Source organism: Micromonospora matsumotoense (assembly GCF_900091525.1).
Taxonomy (GTDB): domain Bacteria; phylum Actinomycetota; class Actinomycetes; order Mycobacteriales; family Micromonosporaceae; genus Micromonospora; species Micromonospora matsumotoensis.
The window spans coordinates 208011-223169 of record NZ_FMCU01000008.1 but is presented as its reverse complement, the minus strand read 5'-3'; the positions used below and the strand labels follow the sequence as shown (position 1 = coordinate 223169).

General features: G+C 71.1%; 11 protein-coding genes and 2 pseudogenes. 2 read left to right on the top strand and 11 right to left on the bottom strand.

Translation table 11 applies throughout. The features are described from left to right. Positions 1-199 precede the first annotated feature (199 nt). Positions 200-447 (top strand): annotated as a pseudogene (locus GA0070216_RS36615) (hypothetical protein); the annotation flags it as partial. Between the two features lie 96 nt (positions 448-543). Here the strand turns inward: GA0070216_RS36615 and GA0070216_RS18085 are convergent. The 10 genes from GA0070216_RS18085 to GA0070216_RS18045 all read right to left on the bottom strand — a co-directional run bounded on the left by GA0070216_RS18085 (position 544) and on the right by GA0070216_RS18045 (position 10555). After that, complete coding sequence (locus GA0070216_RS18085) at positions 544-1782, bottom strand: ATP-grasp domain-containing protein (protein ID WP_091247297.1); 1239 nt, start codon at positions 1780-1782, stop codon at positions 544-546. Between the two features lie 74 nt (positions 1783-1856). Further along, the gene (locus GA0070216_RS18080) at positions 1857-3251 is read right to left on the bottom strand and encodes a hypothetical protein (protein ID WP_091247294.1); all 1395 of its coding nucleotides are present in this window, start codon (positions 3249-3251) and stop codon (positions 1857-1859) included. A gap of 26 nt (positions 3252-3277) precedes the next feature. Next, positions 3278-4381, bottom strand: a complete 1104-nt coding sequence (gene dapE, locus GA0070216_RS18075) for a succinyl-diaminopimelate desuccinylase (protein ID WP_091247292.1) — start codon at positions 4379-4381, stop codon at positions 3278-3280. Continuing rightward, on the bottom strand, positions 4378-5661 hold the full coding sequence (locus GA0070216_RS18070; RefSeq protein WP_091247290.1) for an MFS transporter: 1284 nt from the start codon (positions 5659-5661) through the stop codon (positions 4378-4380). The genes dapE and GA0070216_RS18070 overlap by 4 nt, the downstream gene beginning before the upstream one ends. Then, positions 5661-5834, bottom strand: a complete 174-nt coding sequence (locus GA0070216_RS34585; RefSeq protein WP_176739023.1) for a hypothetical protein — start codon at positions 5832-5834, stop codon at positions 5661-5663. Before GA0070216_RS34585 ends, GA0070216_RS18070 begins: the two co-directional genes overlap by 1 nt. Further along, positions 5831-6508, bottom strand: a complete 678-nt coding sequence (locus GA0070216_RS18065; protein WP_091247288.1) for an RraA family protein — start codon at positions 6506-6508, stop codon at positions 5831-5833. Before GA0070216_RS18065 ends, GA0070216_RS34585 begins: the two co-directional genes overlap by 4 nt. Then, positions 6505-7881 carry a hypothetical protein gene (locus tag GA0070216_RS18060; RefSeq protein ID WP_091247286.1) on the bottom strand — a complete coding sequence of 459 codons (1377 nt, stop codon included), beginning with the start codon at positions 7879-7881 and terminating at the stop codon, positions 6505-6507. The genes GA0070216_RS18065 and GA0070216_RS18060 overlap by 4 nt, the downstream gene beginning before the upstream one ends. Beyond that, positions 7878-8831 (bottom strand): aminotransferase class IV, encoded by a 954-nt coding sequence (locus GA0070216_RS18055; RefSeq protein ID WP_091247285.1) that lies wholly within the window; start codon positions 8829-8831, stop codon positions 7878-7880. The genes GA0070216_RS18060 and GA0070216_RS18055 overlap by 4 nt, the downstream gene beginning before the upstream one ends. Further along, positions 8828-9580, bottom strand: a complete 753-nt coding sequence (locus GA0070216_RS18050; protein WP_091247283.1) for an iron-containing redox enzyme family protein — start codon at positions 9578-9580, stop codon at positions 8828-8830. The genes GA0070216_RS18055 and GA0070216_RS18050 overlap by 4 nt, the downstream gene beginning before the upstream one ends. Before the next feature lie 48 nt (positions 9581-9628). Next, a complete protein-coding gene (locus tag GA0070216_RS18045; protein ID WP_176739022.1) occupies positions 9629-10555 on the bottom strand; it encodes a beta/alpha barrel domain-containing protein in 927 nt (308 codons plus the stop codon). 733 nt (positions 10556-11288) lie between these two features. Here GA0070216_RS18045 and GA0070216_RS36610 point away from each other — a divergent pair. Then, a pseudogene (locus GA0070216_RS36610) lies at positions 11289-11443 on the top strand (transposase family protein); the annotation flags it as partial. A 418-nt stretch (positions 11444-11861) separates the two neighbouring features. On the opposite strand, the gene GA0070216_RS18030 reads toward GA0070216_RS36610, so the two are convergent. Beyond that, positions 11862-15071 carry an AfsR/SARP family transcriptional regulator gene (locus tag GA0070216_RS18030; RefSeq protein WP_091247279.1) on the bottom strand — a complete coding sequence of 1070 codons (3210 nt, stop codon included), beginning with the start codon at positions 15069-15071 and terminating at the stop codon, positions 11862-11864. Positions 15072-15159: the final 88 nt, after the last annotated feature.

The window sequence follows — 15159 nt, the reverse complement described above, 5'->3', positions numbered from 1 at the left end:
GGGCGGACAAGCGCCACCGGCTGTCTGCGTCCTCCGCGTCGGCGAGCAGTTGGCACCGTGCCGGACAGCACGGACTGCGGGGTCAGGTCCTCGGAGACGAAACTGGCCACGTTGGGGAATGCGAAGACGATGATCGGCTCTGTTGCATCGGGTAGAGGCATGATCGACTCCGGCTTGCTCCCTGTGGTCTGCTTGGCCGGTGAGGTCGCCGTCTCGTGTCCGGTCCTGGTCCCCGCCCGCATCAGCGTTCACGGGGTTTCGGTTCCCGCCTGAGGTGATCGTCCTGGCGGTGCGCTGGTACCTGCGTTTCCACCTTTCCTACCGGGATGTGGAGGAGTTGCTGGTCGAACGCGGCTCGAGGTGGATCACGTCACGCCGCATGCCTTCACCGTGGCCTCCCCACCGCCGGAGCTGAACGGCTTCGGAGTCCCGCTGGCGGCCGAAGCAACGGGGTCGGATCTGACGGGCCTCGACCGCACGTTGGCCGTCCGGTCCCGCGCCGGCCCGCCGGGAGAGTCCGGCGACGGCACGCGGAGCTGCCGGTCACCGGCCGTACAGGCCGTGCCGCTCCCACCGGCGCAACGTCCGGTAGTCCCGCTCGACCTCCGTGGCGTCCTCGGCGGTCAGGTAGACGAAACCGGGCGAGGTGATCAGGTCGACGGTCTGCGGCAGCTCTGCGCCCGGCACGCAGTTCGCGGCGATGGCGACCGCCGTCGGCAGCTGCGACAGGCGGGCCAGCCACTGACCGGCCTGCCTGCCGACCGGCATCGGGTTGATCAGCGAGACGTTCCGCACGGTGGTCGACCAGCGCCGCGTACGGTCGTCGAAGTCGTTGAACGCGGCCGGGTCCACCAGGCTCTGCGCCTGCAACGAGGTCTGCGAGACACCGGAGAGTTTCGCCACGACCTCGGGGAGGGTGGCCCCGCCGAGGCGGGCGCCGCTCTCGATCAGCACCGGCCCCCGGGCGGTGAGCATGATCTCGGTGTGCGCCGCCGACGACCGGACGCCCAGGGCGTCGAGCACGGCGAAGGCGAACTCGCGGACGGGCGCGGCGTCGGCCGATCCAGGCTCGACCGGCTCCTCGTAGTCATAGATCGGGGCTCCGGCAGGACCCGGACGCTTCGTGTACCGCCATATCTCGGCTACGCGGTGCGCCCCGCCGCACGAGACGCTGTTGACATAGAACTCGGCCCCGACGAGCTGCTCCTGCACCAGAATGCGGTGATTCGGCGCGCCGAACAGGTTGCGGGCGGCGAGCAGCTCCGCGCAGGCCGCACGCACCTGGTCGACGTCTCGACAGAAGCGCACCCGGTCGCTGCCCGCGCTGTCCAGCGGCTTCACCACCGCCGGGCCGGCGATCGCCTCCGCGTACCAGTCGGCAGCCTCGTCCACCGACGCGCAGGCCCGGCCCAGCGGCGCGGCGAGACCCGCGGCGAGCACCGCGGCGGCCATCGCCGACTTGTCCCGGCGCGCGGCCACGGTCGCGATCTCATTACCGGGGAGGCCCAGCAGATGGTTGAGGGTGTCGGCGAGGATCACCCCGGACTCGGCGCCCGCCACCACCTGGTCGACCCGGATCGCGCGCAGACGCTCCAACAGCTCCGCCCGGTCGGCAAGGAAGCCGAGATCGATCTCGTAGTCACCGGGCCGAAACGTCTTGGCGAAGTAGCCGGAGACCTCCGCCGCGCTGCGCACGTGCACGCACATGACACCGCGTTCGGCCAGGGTTCTGCTCAGCGCGCTGCCCGTAGAGTAACCGTCCACGATGGCGATGGCCGCCATGCCGTCCCCCGTTCCGCTCGCTCAGCTGCCCCGTCGTCGGCGCGCCTGGTCGACGTCCCGCCGATTCCGCCCGGTCACCCGCCCGCTCCTTCGGGGTGGAAGCAGCACCCCACGAGCGCGCCGGCACCCATGCTGACCACGCCGACCTCGGCGTCCACCGTGCCCCGGACGATGCAGCCGGCGTAGCCACCGCCGCCGGCCGCTTTCGGGTCGGCGACGAACGCGCCCCAGTTCAGGTAGAGGTCGTGGCGGCCGTCGCCGCCGGCGACCGGGAAGGGCTCCGGCGCGGGACGGACCCGCTGTTGGAGGACCCAGGGGCCGTCCAGCACCGCCGCCAGCCGGGCCGCCCACTCGGCCGCGTCGACCCGCCAACCGGGGACGATCCCGGAGCCGCCGTGCAACATGATCGGCTTGAGGATGAGGTCCCGCTGGTGCGCCGTCGCGTAGGCCATCAGGTCCACGACCTCGCCCTGCGGATCCGTCGCCCGGGCGCGGACGTACCTGGTCCAGGGCAGCAGCCGTCGGAGGAAGTCCTGTTCCGCGCCGGTGAACAGGCCAGCGTTGCGGTCGTCGGAGAGCATCGCCAGCGCGCCCTTGTTGCCGTACAGCTCGACGTCGATCCGGGAGAACAGCACGACGGTGCCCCGTTCGACGGCGGACATCACCGGCTCCACCAGCGCGAGGTCCTGCCGGGTGACGATCTCCTCGAGGAGGAAGAACCGGAAGACCAGGTCCACTGCCCGGCCGTGCACGGTCAGGAACCCGTCGGACTCCACGAACTGGCCGACGTGGCACGGGATCGCGTCGACGCCCAGCTCGTCGAAGAGCCCGGCCATGACGTGCAGCCGGGGCTCGTAGGAGGTGAAGCTCTCCGGCCAGTCCGCCAGGGCGATCACCGGCCGCCGCCCGGCCGCCCGGTCGCCCAGCTCGTGCCGCATGGTGTCGGCGATGGCCCGGAACGTGTCGTGGTAGGTCAGCCCGCGCGCGGCCACGTAGTCGCTCAGCGCGGGGTGGGCCAGCATCGCCCGGTTGATGTCGGCGTTCTCGAAGCCGCCCAGCGCCGAGGTGATGTTCAGCTCCAGCAGCTTGAACCCCTCCGTCGTCCGGTACAGGTCGGCGCGGGCCAGCGCGGTCAACGGTCCGGTGGGTGCCCGCCGGACCAGGTCGATCTGCGGCTCGGCAAGCCCGAGGGCGCGGCCGAACGCGGCCCGGTCGCCGTCGAACATGCGGTCCGGCAGGTCGGCGAGCAGTTGGTGGGCGAGGAGCAGGTCCTCACCCAGCCGGGTGCTCTCGCCCGGCTCCAGGAAGACCGGGGACGGCAGGAACCTGCCCCGGTAGGCCACCGCGAGCCGCGATGACTCGACCGCCCGCGCGGTCAGCTCGGCCGGGTCGACGCCCAGGCGGGCGAGGTGTTCGAGGTAGCCGACGGTGAGGGCACGGCCGGCCGGGACGGCTGCGTGGGTGGGCATGGTCGGGTTTCTCCCGTCGTGAAGCGTCAATTCGGTGCGGCCGGATGCTCAGTGGCGACGAACCGGCGCAGCACGCCGAGGCAGTGTTCCAGAGCGTCCCGGCTGACCACCTCATGCGGCGTGTGCGCCAGTTCGGAGTCGCCGGGTCCGAAATTGACGGCTGGGATGCCGTGGGCGGCGAAGCGGCCGACGTCGGTCCAGCCGAGCTTCGGGTGCACTTCGAGCCCGCCGGTCCGGCGCAGTGCGCTTAACGCCGGGTGGGTCAGCGCCGGTGCCGCCGGCGGCGAGGTGAGCAGGACGCGCGTCTCGTCCGCCTCCGGCGCCAGGGCGGTGAGTTCGGCGATCGCGGCCCCGGTGTCCAGGTGGGGCGCGTGCCGGTAGTTGACTTTCACGGTGCACCGGTCCGGTACGACGTTGCCCTGCACCCCGCCGGCGACGGCGACCACCGACGCGGACTGTCGGTAGACCAGGCCGTCGAGCGCCACCGGCGGCGGGTCGAACGCGGCGAACCGCGCCAACGCGGGCGTCGCCCGGTGCACCGCGTTGCGGCCCTGCCACGGTCGGGCCGTGTGGGCCCGGGCGCCGGTGAAGGTGAACTCGACCACCAGGTTGCCCTGGCAGCCGGCCTCCAACCGGCCGTCGGTCGGCTCCAACAACACGGCCGCGTCGGCGGTGACCAGCTCGCGGTGCTCGTCGAAGAGCAGCCGCATCCCGCTCTGGTGGGAGCCGATCTCCTCCTTGTCGTAGAAGGCGAAGGTCAGGTCGTGCGCCGCGTCCCGGGCGAGTTCGGCCAGCAGCAGCATGACGGCGACGCCGCCCTTCATGTCCACCGCGCCCAGGCCCTCGACCACGTCGCCCCGGACCACAGGTTCGGCGGGCGGCACGCCGGGCACGGTGTCCAGGTGCCCGGCGAACATTATCCGGGTGGGCCGGCGGTGCTCGGTACGGGCCACCACGTTGTTGCCCACCCGGGTGACATGCAGCCCGGGCGCCCGTTCGGTGAGCCGGGTCTCGACCAGGTCGGCCAGCGTGGCTTCGTCGCGGCTGACCGACCCGACTGCGACCAGCGCGGCCGTGAGGTCGAGGACCGTGTCGGCGCGGCCGACCCGCGACAGCGTGGATCCGCTCATCGGGCCGCCTCCGTCGCGAGGGCTCGGGTGATCCACTGGCGTCGCGCGCCGACCAGCATCCGGAGCATGATCAGGACCATCAGGACGGCACCGAACCCGTACACCGCCGGAGGGCCGAAGCGGTGCGAGATCATCCCCGCCGCCGCCGCGCCCAACGGGATCGCCCCCCAGGCGACCAGCCGGTAGACGCTGTTGACCCGCCCCTGGAGCCCGTCCGGGATCAGGGTCTGCCGCAGGGCGACCACCACGACGTCCCAGGTGACCGAGCCACAGGCGGCGACGAAGAACGCGAGGACCGCCATCGGCCAGGTCGGCGCCAGCCACAGCGTCAGGCTGGCTGCCGTGTGCGTCGCCGCGACGATCACCAGGGCGTGATCCCGCCCGATCCGGCGGACCAGCACGGGAGCCACCGGGGCGGCGAGCACCGCACCGGCGGCCTCGGCGGCCAGCAGCAGGCCGTACCCGAGGTCGCTGAGCCCGAGGCTCCGGTGAGCGTAGACCACCAGCACGGCCATCGCGCCGGCCGAGACGAAGTTCAGCGCGCCCGCCATCATGGCGAGGTCGCGCAGCAGGCGGTGCCGCCACAGCCACCGCGCCCCGGTGGTCATGTCGGCGAGCAGCCGGCGGGCCGCGCCGGATTCGGCCCCGGCGGTGTCGATGAACTCCTGCCGGACGGTCAACCGCAACCGGCTCAACAGCAGGGCCGACACCAGGAAGGTGAGCGCGTCGACCCCGAAGGGCAGCACCGGGGTCAACGTGAACAGCGCGGCCCCGGCCAGCGGGCCGACGAACTGGGTGGTGGCGCTCTGGGTCGCCACCAGCCGGCCGTTGGCGTGCATCAGCCCATCCCGGGCCACGATCGAGGGAACCAGGGCCTGCGAGGCGTTGCGGAAGTACGTCTCGCCCGTGCCGACCAGGAAGAAGCACAGGTAGAGCACGGCGAGGTAGGTCTGTCCGAGTAGGACGGTCACGGTGAAGGCGGCCATCACCCCGAACCGGACGAAGTCGATGACCGCCATCGACCGGCGGCGGTCGAACCGGTCGACGAGGACACCCGCGGGGATGCCGAAGACGACATAGGGCAGCGTGAGGGCCATGGTGACGCCGGCGATCAGCCGAGGGTCGTCGGTGAGCTTGCTGGCCATCAGCGGGGCGGCGGCCAGCGAGATCCCGTCGCCCACGCCCGAGCACGCCGCCGCCGTCCAGAACTTCCCGAACTCCCGGCCCAGCCGTGGCTTCTCCGCCACGGCGGTCGGGTCGGCCGGCGTGCGTACGTTCATTACGGCACCACCGACCCGGCGGCTGCGGAGCCGAGTACGCCCCGGCGCCCCCAGACGTCGACGGGCGGTTGTTCGGGCCGGGCCGCCCGGGGGTCGGGCCGGCCCACGGAGAGCCAGCCGAGCAGCTTCTCCCCGCTGCGGCGGGTGCGTAGCAGGTCGGTCAGGCCGGTCACGGCGAACCGCCCACGGTGAGCCGGCGCGCGATGTCGTTGTAGCCGTGGGTGACGCGTGCCGTACGCAGTGGCGTGCCCGTCCGGACGTCCGCGAGCACCTGCTGCTCCATCGCCGCCACCCGCGTCACGGTCTCGACCACCTCGTCCACCAGATCGGCGGGGACGATGACGATCCCGCTGCCGTCGGCGGCGACCAGGTCGCCGGGGCGTACGGTGAGCTGGTCGCCGTCGGCACCGACGGTCACTGGTTCCTGGACGGCGGCCATGCGTACCCGATTCTTGCCCGAGCGCATGAAGGCGCCCCGAGCCCACACCGGGTAGCCCAGCTCGCGGATGCCGTCAAGGTCGCGGCAGTAGCCGTCGACGACCGTGCCGGCGAGTTGCCGGGCCACGGCGACCTCCGCGAGGATGTCGCCCCACACCGTGCAGTGCCGGCCCTCGTTGGCGATCACCACGACCGAGCCGGGTGGCACGTCGTCAATGAAATCCGCCGCCGGAGCCCGCACACCCGGGTCGACCGCCTCGAACCGCACCGTGAAGGCCGGGCCGACGACCATTCCCGCGCCGGACTGGCGCGAGAGGCCCCAGAGGCCGCCCGGCGTGCCGGCCAGGTCGAGCGCGTCGCTGACCGCAGCCGTGCCGTGTCGGGCCAGCACCGCGCTGGGGGCGTTCATCGAGCCCCGCCTGAGACGACGTGCACCGCCAATTTCTGGCCTCCCTGGAAGATGTTGATTTTGGAGTTGCGGCTGGCTTTCGCGCCGAAACCGGCGACCTGGCCACCCAGCAGGTAGGTGTCCAGGCTGATGGGCAGGGCGCACACCCGGCCCACGCCGGGCACCACCACCGGATAGCTGGTCGGCACCACCCGGCGTTGGACGACGTGACCGTCCCGCAGCGCGGCGGCCACCGCCTCCTGCCAGCGGCCCGGCGGGCAGTCGTGGCCGATGGTGACGCCGTCGCCCCGGATGTCGTAGGCCTCCTTGAGCACGAACCCGCGCGGGTCGGCCAGCAGCCGGTCGGCCAGCGGGGCACCGTCGTCGTCCACCGCCTCCGGGGTGACCTTGCGCGTCCACGGAAGCAGGCCGGCGACTAGGGCCCGCTCGTCCGCGGTGAACAGGTCCGCGAACTCCGGCTGCTGGACGAACGCCAGGGTCAGCTTGTTCTCTGCCACGTACCGGGCCCCGAACGGGTTCACGTGCACCATCGAGGTGTCCCGGACGGCCCGCTCCCACCGGGCGACGAACCCCGGTTCGGCGCAGAGGCGCAGCCACGACACCGTGTTGACCTTGTTCCAGCACAGGTCGGCCGGCCGGCCGGCGAACCGGACCCGGTCGCCGTCGACCTCCACGGAGCCCGGATCGGCGAGGAACGCGTCGACCCCCACGGACCGCATCCGCGCGACCAGCTCCACGCTCTCCCGGTTGGGGGCGTCAACGGGTTGCAGGACGGCGATCCGGCGCGGGTCCGCGCACCGGCCGGGCTCGCGCGCCGCCGCCGACCGGCCTGCGGCGCGCAGACTATCGAGGAATCGGTCCTCGCCTGTGTAGGTCAGCCCGGCCAGGGGGGTCTCGCGGGCGGACAGGTCCCGGACGACCGTCGCGACGGTCGCGTTGATCCGGGCGGTGAAGAGCGTGCCCGCCGGCGAGTCCGCGTTGTTCTCCAGCACCCGCAGCCGTTCCGTGCCCGCCTCCAGGTAGCCGTCGAGCCGGCACACCCAGGGCGCGTCGCCGAGCGCCCGGTCGGCGGCGATCAGGCGGTCCGCGGCCGGGTCGAGCGCGTAGAACGCCCGGACGTCGGCCCGGGCGCGGTACAACGCCCCGACCCGGCCGAGCAGCGCCACGTACCGGGCGAGCAGCGGCGCCAGCCGTTCGGCCGGCTCGCTGCGGACCAGCACCGGAACCGGGGACAGCGGGAAGTCGCGGTTCCGGAACACCGGGCCGGCCGCCAGCGCGGCGCCGACCGCCCGCTCGGTCTCCGCCGCCCGGGACACCGCAGCGTGGGCGACGACGAGCGCCGCCGGCCAGTCGATCAGCTCGGTCCCGGTCAACGCGCGCCCCTGGCGATGAGCGCCCAGTCCAGCCTGGTGGGCGCGGTGCGCCCCCGCGCCTGGTCGAAGTAGGCGTCCACCAGTTCGGTGGTCACCGGACAGACCGGCCACCCTGGCAGTGCCCGGTCAGCCACCGTGCGGACCGGGCCGAACTCCAGGCCGGTGCCACACAGCACGACCTCGTCGGCCGCGCGGAGCCGGTCCTCGGTCACGGCGTCCTCGATCGCGTCGTGACCGAGCGCCCGCGCGGTGGCCAGCACCCAGGACCTGGTCACGCCGGGCAGCACGTGGTCGTCGAGCCGGGGGGTGACCACCCGGCCGTCCTCGACCAGCACCACGGTGGCGGTGGGCGCCTCGCTGATCAGGCCCTCGGCCGTCCGTAGCACGCACGAGTCGAAGCCCGCCTGCCTGGCCTCGGCCAGGGCGAGGCGCGGACCGGCGTACGCCGAGATGTTCTTCGCCGTCGACGGAAACACCGCGTCCGAGGGCCGTTGCCACGAGCTGACGGCCAGCCGGATGCCCTCACCGTGCGCCAGCCAGCGCTTGCGCCCGGCGGGGGCGACGGTGACGGTCAGCGCGGACTCGGCCGCCTCGTCGATGCCGCCGACGTTGGCCGCGCTGACCGCGATCCGCACGTACCCGTCCGCGTCGATCCCCTGCGCGGCCACCAGCTCGTCGATGATCGCCGGCACCGAGGCGCAGCAGGACTCGTCCAGCCCCATGATGCGGCAGGAGTTGCGCAACCGGTCGAGGTGCGGGTCCAGCAGCCACGGGACGACCCCGCCGGCGTCCTGGTGGTAGAGCCGGACCCCCTCGAACACCGAGATCCCGTACCGGAGGGCGAGGCTGCCCATCGGCAGCGTCGCCGCCTCCTTCGGCACCAGCGCTCCCCGGTGGTGCGCCAACGGCCAGACCGCGCCGGTCCGGCCGTCGGCGGACGCCCCGCTCACGCGGGAAAACGGAACACGGGCTCCGTCGGGTCGTACGACGTCGCGAAGATCAAGTCGAAGTGGCGGTGCCGCAGCTCCAGGGCGTTGGCCAGCGCGTTGATCGCGTTCTCCTGCAGCTGCGGCGTGTCGCAGTAGCGGCGTAGCAGATTCCGGGCCGCAGCGGCGTGCTCGTCCTCGAGTTCGCTGACCGCGTCGTCCCCCTGGTCCGCCGAGGCGTGGTGGACGAAGAACTCGTAACCCCGCTCCGGCAGGCCATAGACGTCCCGCATCACCGACAGCATGCTGTGGCCGCTGTCGCTGACGATCGGCGGCTGACCCTCCATCAGCAGCAGCACGGACGCCACCCCTTCGGTGAAGTGCGCCTCGCCGTTGCAGACCCGGACGTTGTGCGCGATGACCGCGGCGGTCTCCGGGGCCATCGGCGGGTTCGCAAGCTCCTCGACGGTCACCCCGACCGCCGTGCCGAAGTCGGCGAACGTATCGAGGTGGCGGCCGGAATTCGACAACCGGCCGGTCTCCTCCTCGTAGATGTTCTCCACCAGCAGCACCCGCAGCCGATAGTCCTCGATCCGGGACGCGATGCCAAGAATGTTGCGGGTCCAGAAGCTCTTGATCGGCCACCGGTGCAGCACGAAGTTCCGCAACAGGCGCTCGGTCGCCTTGCCGGCGAGGATCGTCTGGTAGAGCGCGCTGGTCATCTTCTTTCGCTCGCCGATCATCCGGTCGAGCTCGGCTACGAAATCGGTCATCGGTCCTCCCGTTCTCTGTGGCGATGCGGAGGTGCGCGGCGGTGGCCGTCACCGACCGGACATGGTCAGGATGGTCGCGTCGTACCCGTTGGCGGCGACCATGTCGTAGAACTCGGCGGCACCGTCGAGGTTCAGGTCGAGCAGGCCGGTGAGGACGGCCTTCGTGTTGCCTTCGGCCAGCATGCGCAGCTGCGCCGCGAGGGTCGTCTGGTCGGCGGCGATCGGATCCAGCCGCAGGCCCGCGCCGTGCCGGACGATCAGGTGCGCGACGATCACCTCCATGCGGAGGTTCCCGCCGCCCTTGCCGATGCCGGCGATCGAAGCGTCGATCGCGGTCGCGCCCGCCGTGATCGCCGCCTTGGCGTTGATGAACGCCAATCCCAGGTTGTCGTGCGGGTGGAATCCGATCGGCGTCGTGGTGGCCGCCACCGCCGCGCCGACCTGAGCGGTGACGGTCTCCGGGTCGAGGCTGCCGTTGGAGTCGGCCAGGTACACGAGCTGAGCGCCGACATCGGCGCAGGCCCGGGTCGCCTGGGCGATCTCGGTCTCCGTGCGCTCGCTCACCCGGGTCAGGTTCATCGCCACCGTCAGCCCGGCGGCCCGCGCTGCGGCGACATAGGGCTCGGCCTTGGCCACGGAACCGCCGGAGACGAGCACGCGCGCCATGGACACGTCGTGTCCGGGGAGGTCAGCAACACGGCTGACGGACACCTCGCCCGGTCGCACCATCACGGCAAGTCGCGGACGGTCGGTCAGGGCGGCGAGGGCGTCGAGGTAGTCGGGCGGGCAGCTGGCGCTTGGACGTCGCGGCACGGCGGTGTCGCGGAGGTATCCGACCTCCACATAGGGCACGCCGGATCCGCCAATGGCCCGGACGATCGCCTGGGCTTCGTGGGTGGCCCAGCTGTGCCCGTTGACATAGCCGCCGTCACGCAATGTGACGTCGAGTAGATCGGGCTTGGAATTCGGGTTCACCAGATGGCTCCCGCATCGTGTGTGGATAGCGGTGCCTGGAATAGCTTGGGCAGCACGTCATATCCCCCCGTGGATGAATCCTGAATAAGGATGGACGGCCATCCGAGAAAATCACAAGTGTGTCGCCCGTCACACTCGCTGTCGAAGGCTTCGATCAATGCAGCTCACTTTGGCGTGTCCATGCCCGTCAACCTGCCTGTGGGTGCCATCGGGTTCGTCGCCGGTGGCGGTTTCACATCGACGGGCATGGCGTGCTTCGAGCTGATTCCCGCACGCCGTACGCCTGCCGCATGGCCGAACGGCGAGCCATCCCTCCGGCCTGTCCCACGCCCGCTGTGCCCTGATCGCGCCCCGCCTGACCGCCGCCTGGCGACAGGCCCGCACCAACGCCGGCGTCAGCGGACGCACAACCACCCACGACCTGCGCGACATCTTCGACGCCAACCGCACCGGCATCGCCTGGCGCACCTAGCCCACGACTTCCCGCCCCACGCGACGTCTACGGCTACTTCGCCGCCTGGAGCAAGGAAGGCACCTTCACAGAACTGAACTACCAGCTCACCGGCTTCGTCCGCGACCACCACGGCCACACCATCGCACCGACAGCGCCCCACATGGACAGCCCGAGCGTGAGGAATTCCACCTGCGTCACACCATCCACCCAGGACGCCGAGGCCGGAAAAGACCGCAGGCCGTGCATGCTGGTCTCGACACTGTCGCTGACGGGTGGCCGGGCCGGCAGTGGTCACTCGACCTCGCCGATCGAGCGTTGTTGGTGGCGGCTTACTGGCGTACGAACCTGACGATGCGGCAGATCAACCCCCTGTGCGGGGTGTCGCACTCCGTCGCCCACCGGTCATCGACACTCGCGGCCCGCTACTCGCCCTCACCCGGGGCGCCGGCGTAGGATCGACCAGATCAGGTCGACCACACCCTGGCCTGAATGGTGCTCCGATGGTGCTCCGACAAGCGGCACCGGGCGAGCACGAACGCGCCAGAACCAGCGCGGCGACATCGCCATGGGGGAACCGTCCGTTCTGCCCTTCGGTCGCAGCGCGCGGATCAGCCGAAACAGAAAGCCCTCCGTGCGGACGAAGCGCTTGCAAAGCAGCACGGGCTATGAGGCTCTGTATATGGTGGATCAGGTGATTTGCCCTTCCGCCTATGGATCAGAGGGTTAGAGCTTTCGAGTCCGCTAGGCGTACAAAGTCATGAGATGTCTGACCTGTTGAAACGCGGTCATACATCTTCTGTTGATCTTTCCTATCAGGCAGTGAATGTCGCGTGGATGCCATGTTGGGTGCCGTCATTTTCCGTATTCATGCTTGGCTCGCACGGGTGCTGAACTGCTATTTCGTGGTCGGGTCACTGGTGCTTGACGGGTAGCCTGCACGCGGTGCTCAGGCAAGGAATCCGACGCGAGAAGGGCGAGTAGCTTTTCGATTCGCTCCGTGCCCGGCCGGTGGCCGGTCGTGGCGTGCGACTGTGCCGCCAGCCGTGCGCTGCGCCGGGCGGCGGCCACGTCACCAGCCGAGTACTCGGCTGCGGCGCGGGCGGCGAGCGTCCGGCCTTCGAGCAACAGATAGCCGCACTGCCGCGTGATGGACAGCGCTGCATGGCACCAGGAAGGTGCCGCGGGCTCGTCGACTTCGGCGAGGCTGACGGTGATATCGGCCTCGATATACCGATCCGCGGTGGTGCGCGCAGTGCTCAACGCATCCAACAGGGTGCCGGTTCTCCTCTCCACGATGCCCAGGATGTGGAGAGCGAGCGCTTCGACCCGGGGCTCGGCCGGCGCGCGCGCCATGTCGAGTGCCTGCCGGGCGAGGCTGGCCGCGTGCGGATGGTCGCCACGATCGCAGTGGACCCGAGCCAGCGCACACAGGGTGGTGGCACGGCCCCGGCTACCCATCTGCTCATGTAGTTCCAATGCCTCGGTCAGTGTCCGTAGCGCATCGTCGGACCGGCCGAGTAGGTGGTGGACGACGCCCAGGTTACTCAGGATGAGCGCCCGGCTGGAGGCTGCCCCGCCCTGGTGTGCGAGGGTGAGCGCCGCGTGATGATGGTCCGCGGCTTCGCGGAGCCGTCCGAGGTCGGCGCAGACCAGTCCGAGATTGTTGTGGTTGACGGCGACGCCCGCGGTCCGGCCGTTGCGCCGGTTGAACTCCAGCGCCTGCTCCATGACCCGCAGGGCTTCACGCGGCTGGCCGGTCATCCGAAAGACCGGGCCCAGGTTGCCCAGCGCGGCTGCCTCGCCATCGCGCCATCCTGCACGGTTCGCCGAGAGCCGCGCCAGCTGATAGTCGTCGATCGCCTCGGGGAACCGTTCCAGCCGCCAGTGCAGGGCGGCGAGACTCAGCCGGGCCGCTGCCTCGGCCTGCTTGTGCCGTTCTGCCTGGGCTGCGGAGAGGCCGATCCTCGCGACCTCGGACCATTGCGTGGTGTGCATTCCCAGCCACAGGTATCCGCGCAGCGCGTCCGCCAGCGACCAGGCGAAGGTGTGCAGTTCCTGGTGCGCCGCATGGCGTGTCACGGCGACGAGGTTGTGCCGGTGCGCGTCGAGCCAGGCGAGAGCGTCGACATGGGTGGCGAATCGCATCGGTGGCCCAGCGGGCGCGGGTAGCTGCGTGGGCACGCGTAACACCTGGGGATACAGTCGGTCGGCTGCGGCGTACACGCTGAAGAGGTACCAGGACAGCAGGTCACCCAGGCTTTCCCGATTGTCCTCCATCGTCGCCAGCTCGGTCACGTACCGGCCGAGCAGGTCGTGGGTGCCGAAATGACCCGGCATCCGCTCCTGTGCCAGGTGCGCGTCGGCGATACGAGAGAGCATGTCCGCCGCCTCGCCGACTCCGCACCGCAGCATCGCGGCGACCGCCTCCGCTGTCATGTCGCAGCCGGGCACCAGGCCGAACAGCCGGAACAGCCGCTGGAGTCGCGGTGGCAGCGCCTGGTACGAAACGGCGAACGCCGAACGCACCGCGGCCTGTTCGTCGTCACGGACAGTCAGCACGGTCAGCGGGCCGCCCGCGCGAAGCCGCGCCAGGTACCCGCTGACCATCTCGTGGGGGCGGCCGTGCAGGTCTGCTGCGGCGATACGCAGGGCCAGTGGCAGGTGGGCGCAGTCATGGGCCAGTTCCGCGAGAGCGTCCCGCTGCTCGGCGACCCGTTCCGCGCCGATGACGCGGGTCAACAGCTCGGTGGCCTCCTGCGGCGGGAGCACGTCCAACGACAGCCGCTGCGCGTCGTGCCGAGCGGCCAGCCCACCGAGGCGGTCCCGGCTGGTGACGATCACCAGGCAGCCGGCGCCGCCGGGCAACAGCGGCCGGACGTGCGCGGTGTCGCGGGCGTTGTCGAGCATAATCAGCACCCGCCGGTCGGCGAGCACGCTGCGGTAGAGATCCGTTGCCTCGTCGACGTCGTCTGGCACCCGTGCGGGCGGCACACCGAGCGCCCGAAGGCAGCGCGACAAAGCGTCCAGCGGCGCTATCGCCGCTCCGGGTGAGTAACCGCGCAGGTCCAGGAAGAGCTGCCCCTCGTCGAAGAGTGGCCGTACCTGGTGTGCCCACCGGATCGCCAGCGCCGTCTTGCCCACCCCGGCCGTCCCGATGATCGCGACGACCGCCAGGGCGCCGCTTCCCCGAGCCTGGCTCAGCATCGCGTCCATCGCGGCGAGTGCGTTGCCACGGCCGGTGAAGGTCGATAGACCGGCGGGCAGCTGGGCGGGACGCAGCGCAGATCCGGGTTCCCGGACCGGTGGCGCGGGCCTGCTCGGCGGAAACTGCTGCCGCAACACCCGCACGTGGGCCTCCGCGAGCCGCGCTCCCGGCTCGATGCCCAGCTCGTCGGCGAGTAGGCGGCGGATCCGCTCGAACACCTGCAGCGCCTCGGCCTGGTGCCCCGATCCGGCCAGCGCCGTCATCAGCCGCACGGCGAGACCCTCGTGCCACGGGTTCCCGGTGACCAGCTCACGCAACGGCGCCACCACGGCGGCGTGCCGACCGAGCGCGAACTCGGCGTCGAACAGGTCCTCGGACGCGGCAAGCCGCTTGTCGTGCAGGCTAGCGGCGGCCGCCGGTACGAACGCGGCGGACGCACCCGCGAGTGCCGGGCCACGCCACAACGCCAACGCCTGCCGCAACAGGGTGGTGGCCCGCTCGTGCTCGCCGGAGTCGGCGTACCGACGCGCAGCTTCGGTCAGCCCGGAGAAGACCACCACATCCAGCTCGTCGCCGGTCAACTCAAGGCGGTATCCCCCAGAATCCGAATAGATTGTCTCGGGTATACCGGCCGCGCGCGTCAGTTGTCGCAACCGGGAGACGCAGACCTGGACCTGTGCTCGTGCGCGGGTGGGGAGAGCTCCGCCCCACAGCGCCTCGGTCAACTGCTCCGCCGACACCACCACGTTGGCATTGAGCAACAGATACGCCAGCACAGCGCGTTGTTGGGGTCGCCCCAGCGGCACTCGCTCGCCCCGCACCACGGCCTCAACCGGGCCGAGTAACCGCCATGTCATCCGACCCCCACATCGATGTATCGAACTTGATCCTATGTGTCGCCGCCAGGGCGGCTATCGGATGGCTAGCCGATGGCAAGCCGGGCCG